The organism is Curtobacterium sp. MCPF17_003 (genome assembly GCF_003224385.1).
Lineage (GTDB): Bacteria > Actinomycetota > Actinomycetes > Actinomycetales > Microbacteriaceae > Curtobacterium > Curtobacterium flaccumfaciens.
The window spans coordinates 19,038-39,831 of record NZ_QKLC01000001.1 but is presented as its reverse complement, the minus strand read 5'-3'; the positions used below and the strand labels follow the sequence as shown (position 1 = coordinate 39,831).

The following is a 20,794-nucleotide window of genomic DNA, read 5'->3' as shown; positions in this document are numbered from 1 at the left end:
CGGACACCGGCTGTCAGGATGGGGGCATGTCCCCCGACGACCGGCCCGTGCGCCCCGGCCGACCGCGGGTCGTGCCGAACGCCGACTCCGCGATGAGCCCGCGTGACCAGATCCTCGACGCCGCCGCCGCGCTGTTCGTCGAGAACGGCATCAGCGCGACCTCGACCCGGGCGATCGCCGAACGGGTCGGGATCCGGCAGGCCTCGCTGTACTACCACTTCGCCGGCAAGGACGACCTGCTCGTCGAGCTGCTCACGACCTCGGTGCGCCCGAGCCTCGAGCTGGTTCGCGGCCTCGAGCAGCTCGTGCCGGAGTCGGCCTCGGCAGCCGGTGCCCTCGCCGCGCTGGTCGTCGCCGACGTGGACACCCTCGCCCGCACCCCGCACAACATCGGCACGCTGTACCTGCTGCCCGAGGTGCAGGGCGAGCGCTACGACGGGTTCCGGGCCGAGCGCGTCGAACTGCAGGAGGCCTACGGGCGCCTCGGCTCGCGCGCTGCCACCCCGGACGTCGCCGCCGGCGTCTCCCCGTCGCGCCTCGGTGCCGTGCTCATCCAGATCACCGAGACCGTCATCCAGCTCCGCCGGTCCGGCCCCGTGCAGGACGCCGACCGCGACGCCCTCGTCGCGACCTGCCTGCGCGCCTGCGGCCTCGACACCGCCGCCGTGGAGGGGGCCCGGCGCGACGCCGAGTCCCTGCTGGCCGCCGTCGCGGTCTGACCCCGTCCCTTTCTCCCGCAGCTCCTTCTCCCCCGGCTCCTTCCCCCAGCGAGGAACACCATGACCACGATCACCCCCGCCGCACACCGTCCGCTCGCCGACGCGCTGCTCCCCCGCACCGCCGTCGTCAGCACCGCCCTGGTCCTCGGCGGCGCGCTGCTGACCGCCGGTGCCGCGCAGGTGTCCGTGCCGATCTGGCCCGTCCCGATCACCGGGCAGACCCTGGCCGTGCTGCTCGTCGGCAGTGCCCTCGGTGCCCGTCGCGGTGCCCTGTCGATGCTCGTCTACGCGCTGCTCGGCGTCGTCGGGCTGCCGGTCTTCGCGGACGGTTCGGCCGGGGTCGGCGTGCTCGTCGGCCCCTCAGGCGGGTACATCGTCGGCTTCGTCGCCGCCGCGGCCCTGGTCGGCTGGGTCGCCGAGCGCTTCGGCGACCGCCCGCTGCGGAACGCGCTGCTGTCCTTCGCCCTCGGCACCGTCGTCACCTTCGTCGCCGGGATGGCCTGGCTCGCGGTGGCACTCGGCCTCGACCTGCAGCAGACCCTGCAGTACGGGCTGTACCCGTTCGTCCTCGGTGGTGTGGTGAAGACCCTGATCGGCGCCGGCGTGATCTCCCTCGGGTGGACCGCAGCCCTGCGCTCGGCCACCCGCCGGTGAGCGCTCCGTCAGGACTCCGGCGCCGGCCGTAGGGGTTCCGTCAGGAGGCCTTCCGCGCCGTTCGAGCGCGCGAGAGCGTGTGGTCGTGACACTGACTGCGATCATGCCGACGCTCCGCGCGTCGCTCCCCGATCCGATGGACCCGTTCCTCTGGCCGGCCCACACCACAGCGACCACCGACGACCTGCTGGTCTCGGCGATCTCGATGGTCCGGCTCGCCGACCTCACCGGCACCCCGACCGTGCACACCGCCGAGCAGTCCCCGCCCCGGTACCGCCCGCGCGGCTGGACACCCCGCGACGTGAGCGTCGCCGTCGCGGCGGTCACCCGTGTGCGGCGACCGCTCACCGGGGTGGTGCTCCTGGAACTGGACGCGGTCCTGCCGACCTGCGCCGTGCTCGACCAGGTGCGCCTGATCGGACGCCGGAGCACCGCTCCCCTCTCCCCGATGTACGTCGTCACCCGCTGTGACGGTCAGGCCGACGGTCCGTTCCACCGCCTCCCGGCTCCGTTGCCCGCCGACGTCCGCGAAGGCGACCTGGTCTGCTTCCCGTGCCTGGCGACCGTCCGGCACCGCGACGTCGTCGAACCGGTCCGGGCGGAACTCGCGCCGGTGGATCGATGACCGTCGCGCTGCCGGTCCGCACCCGGCTGCTCGACGGCGCCCACCTGTGGGGCCGGTACACGGTCCGGCCCGTCGGCCGAACACTGTGGAGCTCGCGGACCCTCGTCGTGTTCCCGCCCGGCACGACCACCGGCGAGCGCCTGCTGCTGCGCGCCTGGCACGTCTGGCCGGCCGTCGGGGCGGTCGTCGCCCTCGCTGCCCTGGTGCTCGCCGTCTCGGTCCCCGCCGTCGGCACGACCACCGCGCTGCTCCTCTACGGCGGCGGCTTCGCGGTCCTCGCCCGCGCCACCCGCGCGCTGCGGCCACGGGTGCGGTCCGTCACCGTGACGACGTTCCTGGGCGACGGCCGCCGCGAGGTCCACGGCGACGAACGCCTGCTCACCGGCTCCCTGGACGCGCTGTCGATCCTGGAACAGGCGCTCCGGGCCGACCGCATCCGCCCCGTCGACTTCGAACTCATCTGGGGCGACGTGTGGAACGCCCTGCCCGCGCCGGCCCCGGACCACCGCGCACAGCGGTCATCCTGAAGCCGGTTCCCGCGCCGCACGTTTGTATGGGTTCGGGAAGGAGTACGCGATGAAGCACATCCACTACGACGCCACCACGATCCTGGTCGGAGACGACGTCGCCGACGCCGTGATCGAGTACGCCGCGGCTCTCGCCGGGGGCGACCGGGCCGACACCGTCGACGTGCCCGCCGTCGCCGACGACGGGACGATGACCACCACGAAGATCCTCATCGGGCCCTCGAGCGAGATCGTCATCGAGGACGCGGAAGAGGACGAACTCGAGATGGACAACGGGGAGTTCGTCGGGCGGCTGCGCGCCGCCGCGAAGACCTTCGGGCACAGCGAGCCGATCCACGCGAACACGAGGACGGACCTGGCGGACGCGGCGGAGGCTGCCGAGGAGTCCTGACGCCTGGGCGTCGCGCTTCAGCGTCGAAACGGAGAGGGTCTCCTGTACTGTGGTGATTCCGGAGAGCTTCTCCGGTTCCCGACGCCACAGCCTGGAGGCCCGCCATGCCCGAGCAGACCGCTCCCGCCGGGCGCGCCCCGCGCGCTGACGCGCTGCGGAACCGGGACCACATCCTGCAGGTCGCGGAGCGCGCCTTCGCCGAGCACGGCGTGACCGGCTCGCTCGACGCGATCGCCAAGCAGGCCGGCGTCGGCGCCGGCACCCTCTACCGGCACTTCCCCACGCGCGAGGCCCTGATCGCCGAGCTCCTCGCCGCCCGCGACGAGCACCTGGTGGCGCGTCGTGAAGCACTGCGCGACGGCTCCGTGGACACCGGCGACGCCCTGCACGGCTGGCTCGACGCGGTCACCGAGTGGGCCGGCACGTTCGACGGACTGCCCGAACCGCTCCGTGCCGCCGCGTCGTCCGACTCGTCGCCGCTCGCCCTGACGTGCCAGGGGTTCATCACCACCACGGACGAGTTCCTCCGCGCCGCGCAGCGTTCCGGTCGTGCGCGTGCCGACGTCCGCGCGCGGGACCTGTTCCTCGCCGCGTTGGCCACCAGCTGGGTCCGGGGCGCCGCGATGGCCGACGACTCGTCGTCCGCCGCACTCTCCGCCCTGGCCCGGCGTGGCTGGGAAGCCCCGCTCCTTCCTTGACATCCACCTCCCGGAAAGGGCACCACATGAACCGCATCGGCATCATCGGCAGCGGAGCCGTCGGCACCGCGATCGCGCGCCTGGCCGTCGGCGCCGACCTCGACGTCCTCATCGCGAACTCGCGCGGCCCCGAGTCGCTGCAGGACCTCGTCGTCGAGCTCGGCCCGCGGGCCCAGGCCGGCACCGTGCGACAGGCCGTCGAGTTCGGCGACGTGCCCGTGCTCGCCATCCCGCTCACCGCCTACCCGGCACTCGCCCCCGACCTCGACGCCTTCGCCGGGCGGACCGTGCTGTCGACGGGCAACTACTACCCCGGTCGCGACGGCCGGATCGAGCAGCTCGACACCCTCGCGACGACCACGGCGGAGTACGAGCAGACACTCCTGCCCGGCACGCGGGTCGTCAAGGCGTTCAACAACATCGTCGCGCACCACATCCCGAACCTCGCCGACTCCACTCCTCGCACGGCGCTGCCGATCGCGGGCGACGACGAGCAGGCCAAGGCCGTGGTCGCCGAGCTCGTGCAGCTGCTCGGGTTCGACACCGTGGACGCCGGGACCCTGGCCGACTCGTGGCGCTTCGAGCCGGAATCCGGGGCGTACACGGGGATCTACGCGGCGAGTGCCGAGGGGTTCGCGGCGGACTACGTGGCCGATCAGGGAGCACCGTTGCCCGCGGAGCGGCTGCGGGACGTACTGGCGGTGTCGCACCGGGCGGATGTGGCGAACCGGCAGTTCTGACGATCGCAACTCTTGGGGGACCCTTGCGACGACGAGACCATCAGCTCCTCACTGCAGCAGCGGGCGTGGTCTGCATCGCCGTGGTCACCGGGTTGTCCGCATGTGCCGCGCCTGGGGGTGCCTCTGGGCCGCAGCCCGATGCGCTGAGCGCAGCGCGGGCGGAGACCATCCTCGACGCGAGCGCCGACCAGGCATGGCAGCTGGTCGAGTCACGCCATCCAGGGCTCGAGCGGCCGGCAGTCGACCGCGTCCGGACCGTCTCGCACGCCGACTGGGCCCCGACGCAGGAACGGTGCATGACCGCCGCGGGGTTCCCGCAGGCAAAGGCGATGCCCGACGCGAGCCTTTCCTCCGGACAAGTCCCGGCGGAACAGTCCGAGCCGTTCGCGGTCGCCGAGTACACGTGCGGTGTCGAGTACCCCTTGGCCGCGAAGTACCAGACTGCCTTCAACGAGTCCCAGTTGGAGTGGCTCTACCGCTACTCCACCGGCGAGCTCACGAAGTGCCTGCAGGACCGCGGCATTTCGGTGGAGCGTGGCCCGAGCGAACAGGAGTTCGTCGACAGCGACGGGGCGTGGTCGCCGTAACGGTCGGTCGATCTGCCGCAGTCCCAGTACTACGAGCTCGTCACCGCCTGCCCGGAGATCCCCGACTCGATCTACGGCTGAGCGGCTCGGGAACGAACGGCGATAAAAAACGAGAAGATTTCACGGTCGAAACCGGGGGCTCTTCGTCGTGTTGCTGGGGGTACCGGTGGGATTTGAACCCATTGCCGCGCATCCGCGCGGACGAGACCGATGGTCGCATCGCAGCAATTACCGGGCATCCGCTGGCTGATCTAGCCAAGCTGAGCCACCTTGAGACAGGTGGCGGTGCACCAAATTGCACCACGGGCAGACTTCGACGACGCCGCCCAAAGGCAAGCGCGATCGCAGTGCGAGGGCGTTCCCGAGCACCGTCCCAAGCGCCAGGGCCAGGGCCAGGGCAGGAACTTGTCGAGCCGTTCGGCCTATGGGCGTTCCCCACGTCACTCATCGAGCTCCCCCTGTCTCTCGGTGTTGCTATCGGTCCCGATCGTCGCGCTCAGGACTGGCGGCGGGAGTACGCCGAGGGTCCGATATCGCCGGTATGAGCTGGCTCAGGCCGCGTCAGTAGCAGCAGGCGTGGTCCGGCGGCGTACAGCCGCGCGCCACATTCAAGCCGGGACCGTGCTCCTCGTCGAGCCAGCGGACGCACACGGCCTCCGGTGTCGATGACGCCGCCCTGGCATCAACGCGGGACTGGGTTCCGTCATTCGCCAGCACCCACGCACGCACAGGGCGGAGGCCGCTGCCCGCGACCGGTGAGCCGATCGCCTCGGGCGAGAGCGAGTACCGCGCCTCCTGGGGCGCGGTGTACCGATCCCGCCGGCGACCACCCACGCTCCGGATGCGACGAGCGAGCGCCGACACCGCAGGCAGTCCGCAGGGCTACTCCGATACCTCGTCGGATGGAACAGGTTCATCCGCCTCGGGTTCTTCGAACAACTCCCGCAGCTCGGTGCTTTCGGCCTCCGTCATATCAAGCAGCAGTGGCACGAGTGACTGAACGAGTGAGGACACATGGAAAATCGTCCGAGTGTGGCCGACACCGGTAGAGGAATCGAACGAGATGTTCATCGGCCGACCTTCCGCCCTCACCACCGTGCGCGCGACAGTGCTTTCATTGAATCCGTCGGCAAGGGCCGTGATGCGTTCATCATCAACAACCGACGTCCCGTCTTCGCTGGCGTACTCCAGCGTTCGGTCGCCATCACTGAGCACGACACGCAGAACGTTGAGGTCAACCTCCCTAGCGCGACGGACGAAAGCCTTGACAGTGGGACTCAAAGCGTACCCGTCCACCGCAAACTCATCCACACTCCGAGGCGAAAGGTCAACCTGCGCACGACCGACCCGAAGCGTCAGAATGCCGTTATTCACCGCCCAAACCGCGGACGATTCCATATCAGAAGCAGTGGCCTCGTTGACGCCGGTAGCTCGAACGGCTTTGGCCTTGAGACGAGGCGCCGCCGCACGCATCAGGCGCTGGAAGCCTGCATTGCTGCTCGATATAGTCAGGCCTGCGAGGTGCTTCATTTCAAGGTTGCGCGCGATGCGAAGCCAAAACTCGTCATCGTTGACACTGATCGTATTCAGCAGCAGTAGCAGCGCTGACGGTTCCAGGTTCGAAGCAGGGAAACCTAAGCCGGGGTATGTACTCGTCTGCTGACCGCCACCTACCCATGCCGCTTGGAACAGCTCGTTAATCTGCGCGAGCCGCGGTTCGTCAAGGACGGCGAAGCTTGCTCGAATTGCGTTGCTCGTTACGTTATCTTCGCCGCTGAGCGCCGCGTAGAAACCATTAGTCACCGTCTCATCGAACTGAGAAGCGAAAGAAGGGCTGATGAGGCCCGCTCCGCCCTGTAAGACCGAGCGTGCGGCGAGCGAGCTAATCGGCTCGCCGCTGGCATTGCGACGAAGGACGTCGAGACTCGCGGGCTCGGTGATGAGGGCATGTGCCGCGACCGAAGCTTCTTGCAGCTCGGTCGACGGAGTAAACTCAACCGGGCCACCATCTGCATCGGTAGCAGCCTTCTCTAGCCCGTTGACCGGAACGAAGATCGGGTTTCGATCATGCAACAGGGTGATATCTTCACGGAGATAGTCGTCATTACTCGATGCGCGAAGAAAAACGTACCGCTCTTCCTTGGAAGCTGGCCAACGAAGAACGATATCGGGGGTATACGTATGGTTGAAGTACCCCGTTTTGACAATGCTTGTGGTTCCGTCAACACCCTCTAGGGTACGTATTACTTCCTCTTGCAGGCTGTCGATGTCAGACGCTGCGGTAGATGTGAGGTTTGCCATTCCGATACTACCTCTCGCCCCTCAGGGTGCGGATCTTATCGATTTCTGCGCGATCTTCGGTACTGATGACAAGCGTCTCCTGTCGATCGGACAGGACGATGATCCAAACTCGCTTGCTCAGGTCATCGACTATTTCCGAATCGATGGCAGTTCTTGCGTCCTCTTCGCTCACATCGCCAAAGATGCGTTCTCGCTCTTTGACGATTGCCGCATTGATCTTCTCGGCGGTGTAGAGAATCGTCCAGTCAGTCTGCCTAAACGGATGCCAGGTGATCCATATGAAGTTGTCGGCAAGCGTTGGGTTGTCGCGCAAAGTCACATAGCTCTGAGCAAGAAATTTGTCGAAATGACCACCCTGTGACGGGTTGTTGTACTTCTTGCACTCCACCAAGAAGGATTGCTGGTGCAGGTCTCCACCGAAGAAGACTCCCCCGAGGTCGTACGAATACGAGCGCTCCACCGCCGGCCAGGGGTACAGAAGCCGATCACGACCAAACTTGTCGTAGACCGACCATGTGGCCATGACGCGCGTGGTCGCATCAAGCCAGAGCTTTGCGCGACGCGCTCCATCCTCTCCCAACTTCTGGAGGAGTTCGCCGGGTTCATCGTCGGTGAGGGCAGGCACAACTGGATCGTATATCGAGGGAGGGTCAGCTACCCGCAACCAGAAGCGTGTCCGGTAGGCGATTGCCGACCGGACCCCCTGGCTGCAGCTGGTATTCCTGGTCGCGCGCACGGCTCGCGGTCTTGACCATGACGACGCCGTTGATCGACGGCCAGGGCCACTACTGGCGGCGAACGCTCACCACCTCCACAGCCGACATTGGGGCGGCGTCTCGAGCGCATCCTGGTACGCCCCCCGCCAGACAGGAGCAGTGGGCTTGCGAGCATGTGCAGCTCCCGCTCGCCAACGAGGAAGGGCCGGGCGTAGGTGCCGTCACACTTGCACCTGGCTCACCAGTACACCGCGACGATGGCCACTTCGAGCAAGGACGGAGGTGCCGGATCAGCCTCCGCCTCTTCGGGATGAGGCTCCTCCGACCAAGGCCACAGCCCGAACTCGGTTCTCACTGCGTCACGCAGCTCTGCTCTAGCAACTTCCGGTAGTGCTGATGGGTCTACCGCAATAGCGTTATCGATAGGACGGAAAAAACCGGCCTGATCCGACACAGCGAGCCGCTTCAAATCAATGCTTGCAAACGCTTCCAATTCTTCCGGTGATAGCACCGGCTGATCCACGCTCGCCACCTCGGAGACGAGTTGCAGGTATCGGAGAACAACCTCCCTACCTACCGAGTGACGGCCAACGCCAACACCTACTGCCTCCTGATGACCCGCCCGGAGAGCGCTTAGGACGGTCGATCCAAGACCGTCGACCGTTTCAGCAAGGTCGTCACTCACTGTACGAAGTATCGACCCGACGTACGAGTTGGTAGGACTGGCGCGGAGCAAGGACTGCCGTGGCGCGCGGCGACCTTGCCGCGCTCGAACGCAGCGTCAGGCAGAGCGCACTAGACGCCACGATCACCTTCGATGAGGCAGCCGACTGGCTCGAGGTCGGGAGTGCACGGATCCTCGCGCGACTCGCGTCTGGGGAACTGTTCGCGTTCGTTGCGGACGACGAAATGCTGTTCCCGGCATGGCAGTTCACGGACGACCCCGAACGCCCGGTCCTAGATCAGCTGTCGACCTTGATAGAAGCGTTCGATGACGACATGCACCCAACGGCGATCCTTGGCTTCATGACGACACCGCACTCCTCCACACAGATCGACGGCATCCCGACCACCCCTATCGAGTGGCTCGCCAGAGGTCGTCCGGTGCAGCCCTTGGTTGAGATACTCCGGGTGCGGCGACTGATGTGACGACAGTCGCATGATCGTCGGATGGGCGGGGCCGTGGGTGGTCCCTTCGATCGACGGACTCCGATATCGGTGAAACCCACGCGAGGGCGGCCGGTGTCGCGGACGGACTCGAGACTCGATCCTGGCTAGGCCTACTTCAAAAAAGCTGTTAGCTTCCTGCCATGGGCAGGGCAGAACGACGCGCGGTCATCATTGGCATCAATGAATACAAGGATGCGAAGCGTCTCGCGGGATGTGTCAGAGACGCGCGTGAGTTGGAATCGGTGTTGCGTCTCGAGCAGTACGATTACGAGACGACGCTGATAGTTGATGAAGAGGCAACACGCCGCAAGTGTCTCGAAGAGCTGTGGGACGCTGCTGAGTCAAGCGGAACGACATTGATCATCTACTTCGCTGGGCACGGCGGTCTCCGCGGCAAGTCTGGATATGTACAGACCCACGACGGCGCTTCACGCGATCCCGGGATCGACCTGCAGACCCTTGCAGAAATTGCGGCTGTCGCTTCCGACAATTACGACCACGTGCTGACGATCCTCGACGCCTGCCACTCAGGCGCGGGTGAAACATGGGCTGGACATTCTCCCCTTACGGCAACTGCTGTGAATGCGGCGATTCAATCTGTGAACTCAAGTCGATTGCTTCTCGCCGCCTGCAGGCCTGACGAAGTCGCTTACGAAACGTTGCCACCCCAGGTGCACGGCGCATTCACGCGCGTACTATTGGATGCCATGACCGATTCGGCCGTCGACTTCGACGGAAATGTCACAGCGCACACCCTTTTCGATGTCATCATTGCCAGGATGGACACGAAGTCTCAAACGCCGGTATTCAAGGGCGATTCTGCTGGCTCGGTTGTCCTGGGAAATGGATTCGAGCCCAGGGTCGGCGAGCCCTTGCGACCCCAGGCGACCGCCTTACTTCTGGCAAAAGGCGAACGACTCCTGGACGAGTACCAGCTGTTGCAGGCCGAGGAGCTTTCCCGGATTGATCGGCGTCGTGAAGGGGGACTGGACAAATGTGCACGATCACTTGCCGACATCATTCGATGGTTTGAGGATACTGAATTAGCTCAGCCAGATATCAAGCGCGAACAATCCTGGAAGGCATTCCGGCGATCTCTCGTCAATCATCAAGCAACGTTGTCTTCAATAGACGTCGGAGACGACACTCCTCTCGGTCGAGTCGTGAGCAAGGTTGGTGGCGGCGGCTTCGGCCAAGTGTGGGAAGTTGAGTCAGGTCAATCGACTCGCGTAGCTTTCAAAGTTTTCCACGGCTCAGAGTTGAGCGATAGTGAGAAACCTCAGCGGTTCCGCAACGGCTACAGCTCAATGAAAAAATTGTCTCATCCACGCATTGTCCGCGTTCACGAGTTTATCGAAGCGCCCCTGGGATTCTCGATGGATTACATAAATGGTGCCGATTTGAGCAGCGCATTCGTCGACAGGACGAATGGGGAGCAGGTACTAGCACTTTGCTTCGACATTGCCGACACGATTCGCTTCGCGCACGACGCTGGCGTGGTTCACCGCGACATCAAACCGGAAAACGTAATCCTCGCGTGGAACGACGACACAGAGAACTACGTTCCCTACCTCACAGACTTTGACCTGGCGTACATTCAGACGAATCGAACGGTGACTACAGCGGCAGTAGGCGGCGTAGTCCACTACGCGGCGCCCGAGCAGTTCTACTCGGGAGGACCTTCTTCGCGGGCACCGACGGTCGACGTCTACGGCTTTGCGCAGCTCATGTTCTATATGTACGTCGGATCAAATCCATCGGCAGACAGGCCGAAGCAGAACGTAGACCGTTTCAGGGATGAAGTAGCTTCATTGCATACGCAGACCTCGGCGGCATTGATAATCGACCTGTACGAAATGTGTAGCAAGTATCGACCGCAGGATCGGTTGCAGACCCTCCAGGAGGTATGCGATGTGCTCACCCGTGCGCGAGTCGCACACAGCGCTTCGTCCGAGACCAAATCGCTCAGCCAGGAAGACTTTTGCCGCGAGGTTGCTTTCGTCTATGCCGGGCACGGAGCATTCACTGAGGATGGGGAGGGCGGCGTCCGCCTTACTAGTCGCGCTGGAACTCTCGATGTGCAGCTACAGGCTAAAGGGGTCCCCGAAGCGGGCCGGTCGAATTTCACCATCACGTTGTCAGCGACCCAATCTCTTGGAGTCGGCGGCGCATCAACTGGCGCTCAAGGGCGACGGATCATCAATCAAAGACTCGACAGACGTCTTGGGCGCTTTGAGAACGTCAACCGAACCCCGGGCACGTCCGGTTATTTCCAGACGAAAGTACATATCTCAAATGAACACCTGACGTTCGACGGTGTGGCGGCGTTCTCGCAAGTCCTGTCCGCCGCTATTGGCGCAATTGAGCAGGTCGATTGATTCTTGGCCAGGCCCTCTACCGAGACGTGGCCGTAGTCGTTTGAGTGCGGGGAACAGATGGACTACCGTGGGCCACGATTTAGCGGCTCTTCGAGGAAGCTTATCCGCAGTTCGTCACCTATTGAATCTCGGGACCAGTCGGCCCGATGCTCTTCGACCCTTCAGAGGGCACTCTTCAGTTTATCTCCAAGTTGGCAGTCACATGCTGATCGTCGGGTTGCTGCCGACGGCAGTCCTTCAGCGATAGAAAGCGAGATCCCTATGTAGCGACCGGAACTCGGTCCATGCCTCGCGGTACCGGCACTGCTGCACGTCAGCCGCGGTGCCGGCTGGCTGTGACTCTGTGGTTTCGAAGACCTCCTTGAGCCCCTGCCACCTGACGGTGCGCTGTTCTAGATCTTGAGGATCGCCAGGCAGGGGGGCGGCTCGCTTCGGCGCGTCAAGCGAGCCAGGTGCCGAAGCTTGGTCTCGCGGCGAATCTTCGTCGGACGGGCGGGGCCGCGCCAGCTGGGAGGAACTCTCGCTGGCCACGCTGCCGAGTAGGGACCAGCCGCGGCGCGAAGCGTTGCGCTCGACACGTGCACCAAGGGTGCACCACAGGCGCTCACAGAAACAAGAAAACCCCCGCGTGAACGGGGGTTTTCTGTGGCGGTACCGGTGGGATTTGAACCCACGGTGGAGTTGCCCCCACACATGTTTTCGAGACATGATCCTTCGGCCGCTCGGACACGGTACCGGGAGAGAGTTTACACGATCCGGGAGGCCCGTGATGACACCCCGGGTCGGCTCGCCCTCCACAGGCAGTGACCCGCAGGGCTCTCCCCACACCCACAGGTCCTCCTCGTCTCCGGCAAGACCGGCGGGCGTACCGTCCACGGCATGAGATCCCGCACGCTCATCGCACTCCTCACCTCCGTCGTCGGCAGCCTCGGCGTCGTCGGTGCCGCAGCCGTCGGTGCCCGCGCCGGCGTGAAGGGCCAACGGGCAGCGGCGCAGCGGGTCGTCGACATGCTCCCGATCCACGCCGACTGGTGGCGGGAACGACAGCAGCACGAGGGGCAGCTGCTCTACGTGGCGATCGGTGACTCGGCAGCGCAGGGCGTCGGTGCGACCGCGCCCGGGCGTGGCTACGTGGGGCTGCTCGCGCGGCGCATCCGGCACCGTTCCCACATGTCGGTCCGGGTGGTGAACCTCAGCGTGTCCGGTTCGACCACGTGGGGCGCGAAGCGTGATCAGCTGCCGAAGCTCCGGCACTACGCGCCCGACATCTGCACGGTGTCGATCGGGGCGAACGACATCGCCGACTTCGACCCGGACAAGTTCGAGCGGAACATCCGGGCGATCTACGGCGCGGTGCCGTCGCACGCCGTGGTGGCCGAGCTGCCGTGCATGTTCGTGCCGGACCGGGAGCGCAAGGTTGCGGTGGCGAACGAGATCGTGCACCGGGTTGCCGACGAGTTCGGACTGACGGTGGCGCCGCTGCACACCATCACCAAGCGGGTCGGCCTCCGCCGCACCTTCTTCAACAGCTACGGCGACCTGTTCCACCCGAACGACCGCGGCTACGAGATCTGGGCGAGCGCGTTCGAGCCCGCGGTCGACGCCCGGGTCGACACGGTGGCGGCGATCCGGCACTACCTGTCCGTGCGTGAGGCCGAGAACCTCGGTCGTGAAGCCGGGGCGGTGGCGAACGCCCGCGCCGAGCAGGACACCGACGGGGCCGAGGCACTCGACCACGCCTCGCGCCAAGGTCCGGGGCCGGTCGAGCGCCTGCGCCACCGGATGACCGGGTCGATCGCGCTGCCCGACGAACGAGACCAGACGGACGAGTCGGACGAGCCGGGCGACCACCCCGGTGATGTCGGCCGTACGGCCTAGCCTCGACGACATGGCGCGCCCGCAGTCCCTCTACCGTTGCACCGAGTGCGGCTGGACCAGCATCAAGTGGGTCGGCCGGTGCGGTGAGTGCCAGACCTGGGGCACCGTCGAAGACAGCTCGGCGGCGTCGGCGAGCACCCGGGGTACCTCAGCGGTCGCCGTCACCGGCGCCCGGGCCGCGCGACCGATCACCGAAGCCCGGGGCACCTCGGTACAGCGCTGGCAGACCGGCATCGGCGAGTTCGACCGTGTGCTCGGCGGCGGGGTGGTGCCGGGTGCGGCGGTCCTGCTGAGCGGCGAGCCGGGTGTCGGCAAGTCGACCCTGCTGCTCGAGGTCGCTTCGCGAGCCGCAGCCTCGGGCAAGCGCGTCCTCTACGTCAGCGCAGAAGAGTCCGTCGACCAGGTCCGACTCCGTGCCGAACGCACCGGGGCGATGCACGACGACCTGTACCTGGCGAGCGAGGTGGACCTCGGCGTCATCATCGGCCAGATCGACCAGGTGCAGCCCGACCTGCTCATCGCCGACTCCGTGCAGACCATCTCGTCGAGCTCGATCGACGGCATCGCGGGTGGCACGTCCCAGGTGCGCGAGGTCGCCTCGACCCTGATCCGCATCGCGAAGGACCGCGCCCTGCCCGTCCTCATCGTCGGTCACGTCACGAAGGACGGCACGATCGCCGGCCCGCGGCTCCTGGAGCACCTGGTCGACGTCGTCTGCCACTTCGAGGGCGATCGGCAGACCGCCCTGCGCTTCGTCCGGGCGCTCAAGAACCGCTTCGGCCCCACGGACGAGGTCGGGTGCTTCGACATGGGCGGCGACGGCATCCACGAGGTCCCAGACCCCAGCGGCCTCTTCATGTCGAAGAACGCGACCCCGGTGTCCGGCACCTGCGTCACCGTCGCGCTGGAGGGTCGTCGAGCGCTGCCGGTCGAGGTGCAGGCGCTCATCGTCCCGAGCTCGGCACCGCAGCCCCGCCGGGTCGTGAACGGCGTCGATGCCTCGCGTGTGGCGATGCTGCTCGCGGTCCTCGAACGCCGTGCCGGCCTCAAGCTGTCCGACGCCGACGTCTACGTCTCCACGGTGGGCGGCATGAAGCTGACGGAGCCCGGTGCCGACCTGGCGATCGCACTGGCCCTCGCGAGCGCCGCACGAGACCGTCCGTACCCGCACACGCTCGCGGCCGTCGGTGAGATCAGCCTCGCCGGCGAGATCCGTCCGGCCACGGGCACGAAGCAGCGCGTGAACGAGGCCACCCGCCTCGGGTTCACGACGGTGCTCGGCTCGGACTCCGGGCACCTGCGCGAGGCCCTGCGTGTGGCGTTCTCGATGACGCAGTCCCCGCGCGAACGCGAACTCGACCGCGCGTTCTGAGGCGCTACGCGCGCAAAGCGGCCAGCAGGTCGGCCGGCGCAGCCTGCATGGTGTGCGGGCCGGCGATGTCGAAGAACACGCCCTCGAGCATGTCGAGGTGGGCGGCGAGGAACTCCTCGAGCCGCGGCCCGTCGTAGACCATGACCTGCCGGATCTTCTCGTCCGGCACCATCGCCGTGTAGGCGTCCGCCGACGAGAACAGCAGCAGGATGCGCTGGTCCGACCCCTCACGGCCGAACACCCGCACCTGCATGTCCTTCTTGCCGGTGACGAGTCGGGGGACGATCACGATGTCGTGGCGGAGCGCGAACGCCACCGCAGCGACGTCCTGCTTCGCGAGGGCTTCCTCGAGCTGTTCGCTCCGGAAGCGCTGTTCCTTGTCTGCCATCAGCTCAATTCCACCAGATTTTCGTCGTTCCGTGACGCACGGGTAGCCAGTCGGCCCAGAGCACGCTAGCCTGATGGGACCGCTTCGGCGGCGCTCAACGTCCGGGCGAGGTGGTTTGCCCCTCAACCCGGGCCCCAGGGTCACTGGCCGACAGGCCTGACCCCGAACCCGTCCCGCCGGCACCTGCCCGCGTGGCGCATCACCCCCGTCGACGTACGTCGGGGTCTCCGTCGGTGCATCTGCACCTTGGCGGAAGCAAGAAAGCTAAGGAAACGCCATCATGGCATCTACCGGTACCGTCAAGTGGTTCAACAACGAAAAGGGCTTCGGCTTCATCGCCCCGGACGACGGCAGCGCTGACGTCTTCGCGCACTTCTCTGCGATTGCTGGCAACGGCTACAAGTCGCTCGAGGAGAACCAGAAGGTGGAGTTCGACATCACCGAGGGCCGCAAGGGCCCGCAGGCGGAGAACATCACCGTCCTCGGCTGATCACATCAGCTTGAACCGGCCCCGTCGTCTTCGGACGACGGGGCCTGTTGCTGTTCCCGGCACCCCTGCCAGGCACAGCGCAGCCGGAGCGGATCAGAACCGAGAACCCGGTTACTGCAGGATGAACTGCACCGAGGTCTTCGACTCGAGGTTCCCGACGGCGACCTGCAGGTGGTAGCTCGCTCCCCCGGCGGTGACCGCCGGCCGTGACGAGTCGCACGTCGACGTGGACGAGCGGGTCCGATCCCAGGCGATCGCCGGGGTCGTGAGCGTCTGACCGGATTTGATCGTGACGTCCTGGTTCGTGCCGCCGGTCTGGCAGTCCTTCGACGACCAGTACTGTTCCTGGCCGGAGCTGATGGTCAGCACCTGCTGCGCCGATCCGAGGTCCAGGTGGCAGGAGTTCGTGCCGGAGTTCTTGATCGACATCGCGATCTTCGGGTCCTCGGTGGGGCCGTAGGCCGACTTGTCGAGCACCGGGGTCAGGACGATCTGGTCCTTCGTGCAGGTCGAGCCGTCGGCAGCAGCGGGCTTCGACGCAGAAGCCGAGGCGGAAGCCGACGGCTTCGGCGCAGCGGACCGCGAGGACCCAGGACCGGCCGCAGACCCGTCCGACGACGCACCGGCATCAGCAGATGCCGACGGGCTCGGCGCCGCCGACGTGGCCCCGCTCCCCCGCCCGACGACGATGAGCACCACGACCAGGACGACGACCAGCAGCGCCCCGAGCACGAGCGCCCGGCGGCGCCAGTAGACGACCGGCTTCTCGGGCCCGACGGGGTGACGCAACGACGACATGCGCACAGGGTAGACAACGGCGAGGGCCGCACACGGCCACCCCGCCGGTCGGCACGAGAAAGCGTCAGAGGTTCTTCAGCATGCGGGTGTTGCCGAGGGTGTTCGGCTTGACCCGGGCGAGGTCGAGGAACTCCGCGACCCCTTCGTCCGACGAGCGGACCAGTTCGGCGTAGACATCCGGCGGGACGACGCTCTCGCCGATCTCCAGGTACCCGTGCTTCGCGAAGAAGTCGACCTCGAAGGTCAGGCAGAAGATCCGGGCGACCCCGAGTTCACGAGCGTCGTGCTCGAGCGCTTCGAGCATCCGGTGCCCGACGCGCTTGTGGATCCACTGCTCGTCCAGGGCGAGCGTGCGCACCTCGGCGATGTCGTCCCAGAAGACGGCGAGCGCGCCGCACCCGATGGGGGTGCCGTCGGGCCCTTCGGCGATCCGGAACTGCTGGATCGAGCCGTACAGGGCGACGTTCTCCTTGCCGAGCAGGATGCGCCGGTCGACGTAGGGGGCGATGAGCCGCTGGATGTGCGGGACGTCCGAGGCGAGCGCCGGACGCACGAGGATCCCGTGGTCGTCGCGCTCGTGGAACGCGTGCTTCCCGTGCTCTGTCATCCGCCCCACACTACTGCGCGACGCCGGACGCGCACGCCGTCCGCGACGACGCCCGGACGGTACCGCAGGGGGACAGCGCTGCTGAGTGCCGCCCAGGTCGATCGGCCTACCGTCCGGTGCATGCCTCAGATCATCGAAACCGTCGACGTCAACGTCCCCGTCCGCCCGGCCTACGACCAGTGGACCCGTTTCGAGGAGTTCCCGCACTTCCTCGACGAGGTCGAGAAGATCGTCCAGGTGGACGACAAGACCACCGACTGGACCGTCAAGGTCGCCGGCCAGGAGCGCCAGTTCCGCGCCCTCATCACGGAGCAGCACCCCGACGAGCGTGTCGCCTGGACCGTGAAGGACGGCGAGACCGAGCACGCCGGTGTGGTCACCTTCCACAAGCTCTCCGACACCGAGACGCGCGTGACCGTGCAGATCGACTGGGAGCCCTCCGGCATCCTCGAGAAGCTCGGCTCCGCCGTGGGCGTCGGCGGCCACGCCGTCAAGAAGGACCTGCAGAACTACAAGGAGCGCGTCGAGAACGCGCCGACCCAGCCGGGCTGGCGCGGCGACGTGCAGGCGTAGTCCGCACCACACGACGGACGGGAGGCGCGGTGCCAGTCGGCACCGCGCCTCCCGTTCGTTCGTCCCCCGTTCGGCATCCCCCCATCGAAATGCCGACCTGACGAGCGAGCGCGAGCCTGGCAGAGTGGTGACACCGGCCGACGCGCTGGGTCAGTTTTATCATGTCTGAGACAGATGTGAGAGTGGGGACACGTGATCGAGTACAACGACGACGACGCGCACCGTCGGGAACTGTCGCGCAAACTGCAGCTCCTGATGGACGTCGTCGAGGCCAACTCCGGCCACCGGCCCCCGTACAAGGAGATCGCCGCCGAGATCGAGGCGCAGGGCGCGTCGATGAGCCGCCCGCGCTGGGGCTACATGCTCGGCGGCAACGGTCCGGCCGTCCGTGACCAGCGACTCCTGGCGGCCCTGGCGACCTACTTCGGCGTCCCGGCCGAGTACCTGACCGACGCGGCCGGCAACACGGACGTGCCGGAGCGGGTGCAGGCGCAGCTGGAGCTCGTGCTCGAACTCCGCAAGCGCGAGGTCGTGGCGTTCGCCACCCGGCGTCTGGGCGAGTTCGCCTCGGCGGACGAGATCCGCGAGTTCACCGACCACCTGCGTCGCCTGGACGAGTCGGGCGGCACATCGTGAGCGGGTACCGCGACCGGTTCGGCGCCCTGCGTCGGCAGACCGAGGCCCGTCGCCGCGTGCAGCGCCTCGGACTCCCCCGCCGCCTGTCCCTGCCGGAGCTGACCGCGCGGGCCGAGGCGGCACTCGGCAAGCCGATCCACGTGCGCACCACCGAGCTGCCGGGCGACCTGTCCGCGCGGCTCATCCAGCGCATCGACCACGCCCTGCTCGAGACCCGCCCCGGCCTGTCCGAGCGCTCCAGGGTGGCCTGCGTGCTGCACGAGCTCGCCCACGTGTTCATGGACGACACCGGCTGCGACCACCAGGCGTACACGGGGCTGCTCACCGGCCGGACGGCGTTCACCCGCTCGCTCGACACCCCGCACGAGCAGGCCGTCGAACTCGTCGCCGATCAGCTCGCGCTGCGGATCGGCCTGCTCGACCCCGAGGGCCAGCCCGGGATCTTCCGGTGACGCGGTGACGCTGCACGTCTGGGGGTCGATCCCGGTCTGGCTGATCCTGGCGGCGCTGGTCGTCCGGCTGATCCTGGTGCGCACCCAGTCGGCCAGCGTCACCTGGCTGATGGTCTGCTGCAGCTGCGTCGCCGTCGGGCTCACGATCAACCAGCCCGACGTCACGACGTTCCTCGCCGGTGTGACGCACGTGCCGAACATCGCCGACCTGATCGGCCGCTGCCTGATGGTGTGCGGCATGTTCGCCCTCGCGCAGTCGGTCGAGGCCGCCGCACGCTCGGCCAAGCTCCTGCGCGCCAGCCGCATCATCGGCTGCGTGCTCGTGCTCATCGCCCTCGTCGTGCTGTTCGGCCTGATCGACGCACCGACCCCGACGGCGCAGTTCATGGTGGTCTACGGCGACCAGGTGCCGACCGCGCTGTACTCGGCGGTCGAGATGACCTACATCGCCATCGTGATCGCCCGGTCGGCCGTCGCCGTGCTGCGCGGGTTCCGGAGCGACGACGGACTCGGCCGCCTGTACTGGCTCTTCGTCGTCGGCGCCGCCGGCCTCGTGCTGCTCGCCGGCATCGCGATCGCCCTCGACGCCGTGCACGTCGCCGGCGCCGACGGAGCGGTCGGGGTCCTGTCGAAGCTCTACACCCCGGTGTTCCTCGGCTCGATGGTCCTGCTCGCCATCGGCGCGGCCGGCGGCGTGCTGCCCGACGCCGCACGGGAGTTCCGCGACTGGCGGGCCGCCCGACGCCGGTTCCGGGCGCTCGAACCGGAACTCCGGCGGCTCGAGACGGCATCGGGCAACACCGGGCTCTACTTCACGATCGTGTGGCAGCGTCGCCAGTGGCGGAGTCGGCAGCACCGGCTCTCCGTCGAGATCGAAGACCGCGCGCGCGAGGCCGGGCAGGCAGTGCCGGCCGCTGCGACGCTCACCACGGCACGACTCAGGGAGATCACATGACCGGCGCACGCATCACGGCACTCGGCACCGCGGCGGGGGCGGTCGGCACGCTCGGACTCGGCGCCTTCGTCGCACGGCGGCTGCTGTTCCCGACGCCGTACACGGCGACCGCCACGGTCCGCAGCGCCACGGACACCGAGGTCGAGCTGACCGCCACCCGCGACACCCGCCTGCCGGGCACCTACGACCTGCAGCGAGACGACACCCGGGTGCAGGTCGGCCCGATCGTCGCCGCGACCGGGGCCGGCAGCGACGGCGACACCGTCCGCCGCGGCGTCACCGCCCCCGTGGCGACCGGTGACTGGGGTTGGGACGCCCTGCGGTACGACGGACCGGACGACGTGCCCGGCACCGAGCCCGAGGCCGCCACGACCCACGTGGTCCACGTGCACGGGCAGTCCCTCGGGCCGCGCCAGGTCCTGCGCGGGGTCGGGGTCTGGCGTTCGCTCGGCGCCTCGTCCGAGGTCGTCGACACCACCGACCTGCCGCTCCGCTCCCTCGACGCCGGGGCAGCGGACCGCATCGTCGCCGCCGTCCGCGCCGCCCGGGCCCGCGGTGCCCAGCGCGTCGTGCTGCAGGGCTGGTCCGCCGGCGCGCTCGCCTGCTCCGTCGCCGCCGCGCGCGTCGACGTCGACGGACTCGTGGCCGTCTCGCCCCTGCTCGACGTCGCCTCGGCACTCCGCGGGGCCGTCCGTGGGGCGCGCCTGCCCGCGTTCATCGGCACGGTCGCCGCCCGCATCGCGACCACGAACGTGCTGTCACGGCTCGCCGGGGCCCCGACTCCCGTGACGACGACCACCTGGCAGGCCTCGTCGACGCCGACGCTGCTGATCCACTCCGAGGCCGACGCCCTGGTCGCGGCCGACGACGTCGCCGCCGTCGGGGCACAGCAGGGCGCCACCACGGTCACGTTCCGCACGGCACCGCACACGCTCGAGTGGAACGAGGACCCGGAGCGCTGGGAGCGCGCAGTCCGCGACTTCGCCGGACAGCTGCCCGACGCCTCCTGACGCGGCACCACCCCGGACGTGCAACGGCCCCGGTCTGCGAACAGACCGGGGCCGGCTGCGTCTCGATCCGTTGGGGGGAACCGATCGAGCGCGACGCGCGAGGAGTTGGGGGGAACGTCTCGCGCGTGA

The 20,794-nt window shown here is 67.4% G+C and carries 24 protein-coding genes and 1 tRNA gene; 18 read left to right on the top strand and 7 right to left on the bottom strand.

The window, feature by feature from the left end:
- Nucleotides 1-26: 26 nt before the first annotated feature.
- The 8 genes from DEJ30_RS00220 to DEJ30_RS17730 all read left to right on the top strand — a co-directional run bounded on the left by DEJ30_RS00220 (nt 27) and on the right by DEJ30_RS17730 (nt 4,941).
- On the top strand, nt 27-719 hold the full coding sequence (locus DEJ30_RS00220; RefSeq protein WP_110858536.1) for a TetR/AcrR family transcriptional regulator: 693 nt from the start codon (nt 27-29) through the stop codon (nt 717-719).
- Nucleotides 720-779: 60 nt separating this feature from the next.
- Nucleotides 780-1,373, top strand: coding sequence for a biotin transporter BioY (locus DEJ30_RS00215; protein WP_071245214.1), 594 nt, complete (start codon nt 780-782; stop codon nt 1,371-1,373).
- Between the two features lie 85 nt (nt 1,374-1,458).
- The gene (locus DEJ30_RS00210) at nt 1,459-1,998 is read left to right on the top strand and encodes a hypothetical protein (protein WP_146238458.1); all 540 of its coding nucleotides are present in this window, start codon (nt 1,459-1,461) and stop codon (nt 1,996-1,998) included.
- Nucleotides 1,995-2,525, top strand: coding sequence for a DUF6611 family protein (locus tag DEJ30_RS00205; RefSeq protein ID WP_110858534.1), 531 nt, complete (start codon nt 1,995-1,997; stop codon nt 2,523-2,525). Before DEJ30_RS00210 ends, DEJ30_RS00205 begins: the two co-directional genes overlap by 4 nt.
- A 49-nt stretch (nt 2,526-2,574) precedes the next feature.
- Nucleotides 2,575-2,916 (top strand): hypothetical protein, encoded by a 342-nt coding sequence (locus DEJ30_RS00200; RefSeq protein WP_051597132.1) that lies wholly within the window; start codon nt 2,575-2,577, stop codon nt 2,914-2,916.
- A gap of 104 nt (nt 2,917-3,020) precedes the next feature.
- Complete coding sequence (locus DEJ30_RS00195) at nt 3,021-3,614, top strand: TetR/AcrR family transcriptional regulator (protein WP_110858533.1); 594 nt, start codon at nt 3,021-3,023, stop codon at nt 3,612-3,614.
- A 26-nt stretch (nt 3,615-3,640) separates the two neighbouring features.
- Nucleotides 3,641-4,354 carry an NADPH-dependent F420 reductase gene (locus DEJ30_RS00190; protein ID WP_110858532.1) on the top strand — a complete coding sequence of 238 codons (714 nt, stop codon included), beginning with the start codon at nt 3,641-3,643 and terminating at the stop codon, nt 4,352-4,354.
- A gap of 296 nt (nt 4,355-4,650) precedes the next feature.
- Complete coding sequence (locus DEJ30_RS17730; protein ID WP_146238457.1) at nt 4,651-4,941, top strand: hypothetical protein; 291 nt, start codon at nt 4,651-4,653, stop codon at nt 4,939-4,941.
- 882 nt (nt 4,942-5,823) lie between these two features.
- Here the strand turns inward: DEJ30_RS17730 and DEJ30_RS17725 are convergent.
- The 3 genes from DEJ30_RS17725 to DEJ30_RS17720 all read right to left on the bottom strand — a co-directional run bounded on the left by DEJ30_RS17725 (nt 5,824) and on the right by DEJ30_RS17720 (nt 8,643).
- The gene (locus tag DEJ30_RS17725; protein WP_146238456.1) at nt 5,824-7,242 is read right to left on the bottom strand and encodes a hypothetical protein; all 1,419 of its coding nucleotides are present in this window, start codon (nt 7,240-7,242) and stop codon (nt 5,824-5,826) included.
- Between the two features lie 7 nt (nt 7,243-7,249).
- Nucleotides 7,250-7,867, bottom strand: a complete 618-nt coding sequence (locus tag DEJ30_RS00175) for a hypothetical protein (protein WP_110858529.1) — start codon at nt 7,865-7,867, stop codon at nt 7,250-7,252.
- A 329-nt stretch (nt 7,868-8,196) separates the two neighbouring features.
- Nucleotides 8,197-8,643 carry a hypothetical protein gene (locus tag DEJ30_RS17720; protein ID WP_146238455.1) on the bottom strand — a complete coding sequence of 149 codons (447 nt, stop codon included), beginning with the start codon at nt 8,641-8,643 and terminating at the stop codon, nt 8,197-8,199.
- A 59-nt stretch (nt 8,644-8,702) separates the two neighbouring features.
- Between DEJ30_RS17720 and DEJ30_RS00170 the strand changes: the two genes are divergently transcribed.
- Entirely contained in the window at nt 8,703-9,107 is a 405-nt protein-coding gene (locus DEJ30_RS00170; protein WP_110858528.1) for a hypothetical protein, read from the top strand.
- Nucleotides 9,108-9,268: 161 nt separating this feature from the next.
- A complete protein-coding gene (locus DEJ30_RS00165; RefSeq protein ID WP_110858527.1) occupies nt 9,269-11,506 on the top strand; it encodes a caspase family protein in 2,238 nt (745 codons plus the stop codon).
- Nucleotides 11,507-12,152: 646 nt separating this feature from the next.
- Here the strand turns inward: DEJ30_RS00165 and DEJ30_RS00160 are convergent.
- Nucleotides 12,153-12,242 (bottom strand) — tRNA-Ser (locus DEJ30_RS00160).
- Between the two features lie 143 nt (nt 12,243-12,385).
- Between DEJ30_RS00160 and DEJ30_RS00155 the strand changes: the two genes are divergently transcribed.
- Nucleotides 12,386-13,384 carry an SGNH/GDSL hydrolase family protein gene (locus tag DEJ30_RS00155; protein ID WP_110858526.1) on the top strand — a complete coding sequence of 333 codons (999 nt, stop codon included), beginning with the start codon at nt 12,386-12,388 and terminating at the stop codon, nt 13,382-13,384.
- A gap of 10 nt (nt 13,385-13,394) precedes the next feature.
- The gene (gene radA, locus DEJ30_RS00150) at nt 13,395-14,756 is read left to right on the top strand and encodes a DNA repair protein RadA (RefSeq protein WP_027467076.1); all 1,362 of its coding nucleotides are present in this window, start codon (nt 13,395-13,397) and stop codon (nt 14,754-14,756) included.
- 4 nt (nt 14,757-14,760) lie between these two features.
- Here the strand turns inward: radA and DEJ30_RS00145 are convergent, their stop codons facing one another.
- The gene (locus DEJ30_RS00145) at nt 14,761-15,144 is read right to left on the bottom strand and encodes an SseB family protein (protein WP_110858525.1); all 384 of its coding nucleotides are present in this window, start codon (nt 15,142-15,144) and stop codon (nt 14,761-14,763) included.
- A gap of 280 nt (nt 15,145-15,424) precedes the next feature.
- Between DEJ30_RS00145 and DEJ30_RS00140 the strand changes: the two genes are divergently transcribed.
- On the top strand, nt 15,425-15,634 hold the full coding sequence (locus DEJ30_RS00140; RefSeq protein WP_017887662.1) for a cold-shock protein: 210 nt from the start codon (nt 15,425-15,427) through the stop codon (nt 15,632-15,634).
- Between the two features lie 111 nt (nt 15,635-15,745).
- Here DEJ30_RS00140 and DEJ30_RS00135 read toward each other — a convergent pair whose 3' ends face one another.
- On the bottom strand, nt 15,746-16,432 hold the full coding sequence (locus DEJ30_RS00135; RefSeq protein ID WP_110858524.1) for a hypothetical protein: 687 nt from the start codon (nt 16,430-16,432) through the stop codon (nt 15,746-15,748).
- A gap of 64 nt (nt 16,433-16,496) precedes the next feature.
- Nucleotides 16,497-17,039 (bottom strand): amino-acid N-acetyltransferase, encoded by a 543-nt coding sequence (locus DEJ30_RS00130; RefSeq protein WP_181419931.1) that lies wholly within the window; start codon nt 17,037-17,039, stop codon nt 16,497-16,499.
- A 120-nt stretch (nt 17,040-17,159) separates the two neighbouring features.
- Between DEJ30_RS00130 and DEJ30_RS00125 the strand changes: the two genes are divergently transcribed.
- The 5 genes from DEJ30_RS00125 to DEJ30_RS00105 all read left to right on the top strand — a co-directional run bounded on the left by DEJ30_RS00125 (nt 17,160) and on the right by DEJ30_RS00105 (nt 20,665).
- Nucleotides 17,160-17,612, top strand: a complete 453-nt coding sequence (locus DEJ30_RS00125) for an SRPBCC family protein (RefSeq protein WP_110858523.1) — start codon at nt 17,160-17,162, stop codon at nt 17,610-17,612.
- A 192-nt stretch (nt 17,613-17,804) separates the two neighbouring features.
- Complete coding sequence (locus tag DEJ30_RS00120) at nt 17,805-18,248, top strand: hypothetical protein (RefSeq protein WP_110858522.1); 444 nt, start codon at nt 17,805-17,807, stop codon at nt 18,246-18,248.
- Nucleotides 18,245-18,700, top strand: a complete 456-nt coding sequence (locus DEJ30_RS00115; RefSeq protein WP_110858521.1) for a hypothetical protein — start codon at nt 18,245-18,247, stop codon at nt 18,698-18,700. The genes DEJ30_RS00120 and DEJ30_RS00115 overlap by 4 nt, the downstream gene beginning before the upstream one ends.
- 4 nt (nt 18,701-18,704) lie before the next feature.
- Entirely contained in the window at nt 18,705-19,655 is a 951-nt protein-coding gene (locus DEJ30_RS17715) for a hypothetical protein (protein WP_146238454.1), read from the top strand.
- Entirely contained in the window at nt 19,652-20,665 is a 1,014-nt protein-coding gene (locus DEJ30_RS00105) for a hypothetical protein (RefSeq protein WP_110858520.1), read from the top strand. Before DEJ30_RS17715 ends, DEJ30_RS00105 begins: the two co-directional genes overlap by 4 nt.
- Nucleotides 20,666-20,794 lie beyond the last annotated feature (129 nt).

Excerpts from the sequence above, each read along its gene's own strand:
- DEJ30_RS00105 (WP_110858520.1), top strand. The coding sequence starts at position 19,652 with ATGACCGGCGCACGCATCACGGCACTCGGCACCGCGGCGGGGGCGGTC.
- DEJ30_RS00205 (WP_110858534.1), top strand. The coding sequence starts at position 1,995 with ATGACCGTCGCGCTGCCGGTCCGCACCCGGCTGCTCGACGGCGCCCAC.
- DEJ30_RS00195 (WP_110858533.1), top strand. The coding sequence starts at position 3,021 with ATGCCCGAGCAGACCGCTCCCGCCGGGCGCGCCCCGCGCGCTGACGCG.
- DEJ30_RS00125 (WP_110858523.1), top strand. The coding sequence starts at position 17,160 with ATGCCTCAGATCATCGAAACCGTCGACGTCAACGTCCCCGTCCGCCCG.
- DEJ30_RS00215 (WP_071245214.1), top strand. The coding sequence starts at position 780 with ATGACCACGATCACCCCCGCCGCACACCGTCCGCTCGCCGACGCGCTG.
- DEJ30_RS00130 (WP_181419931.1), bottom strand. The coding sequence starts at position 17,039 with ATGACAGAGCACGGGAAGCACGCGTTCCACGAGCGCGACGACCACGGG.
- DEJ30_RS00190 (WP_110858532.1), top strand. The coding sequence starts at position 3,641 with ATGAACCGCATCGGCATCATCGGCAGCGGAGCCGTCGGCACCGCGATC.
- DEJ30_RS00155 (WP_110858526.1), top strand. The coding sequence starts at position 12,386 with ATGAGATCCCGCACGCTCATCGCACTCCTCACCTCCGTCGTCGGCAGC.
- radA (WP_027467076.1), top strand. The coding sequence starts at position 13,395 with ATGGCGCGCCCGCAGTCCCTCTACCGTTGCACCGAGTGCGGCTGGACC.
- DEJ30_RS00220 (WP_110858536.1), top strand. The coding sequence starts at position 27 with ATGTCCCCCGACGACCGGCCCGTGCGCCCCGGCCGACCGCGGGTCGTG.
- DEJ30_RS00145 (WP_110858525.1), bottom strand. The coding sequence starts at position 15,144 with ATGGCAGACAAGGAACAGCGCTTCCGGAGCGAACAGCTCGAGGAAGCC.
- DEJ30_RS00165 (WP_110858527.1), top strand. The coding sequence starts at position 9,269 with ATGGGCAGGGCAGAACGACGCGCGGTCATCATTGGCATCAATGAATAC.
- DEJ30_RS00140 (WP_017887662.1), top strand. The coding sequence starts at position 15,425 with ATGGCATCTACCGGTACCGTCAAGTGGTTCAACAACGAAAAGGGCTTC.
- DEJ30_RS00200 (WP_051597132.1), top strand. The coding sequence starts at position 2,575 with ATGAAGCACATCCACTACGACGCCACCACGATCCTGGTCGGAGACGAC.
- DEJ30_RS00135 (WP_110858524.1), bottom strand. The coding sequence starts at position 16,432 with ATGTCGTCGTTGCGTCACCCCGTCGGGCCCGAGAAGCCGGTCGTCTAC.
- DEJ30_RS17730 (WP_146238457.1), top strand. The coding sequence starts at position 4,651 with ATGACCGCCGCGGGGTTCCCGCAGGCAAAGGCGATGCCCGACGCGAGC.
- DEJ30_RS17725 (WP_146238456.1), bottom strand. The coding sequence starts at position 7,242 with ATGGCAAACCTCACATCTACCGCAGCGTCTGACATCGACAGCCTGCAA.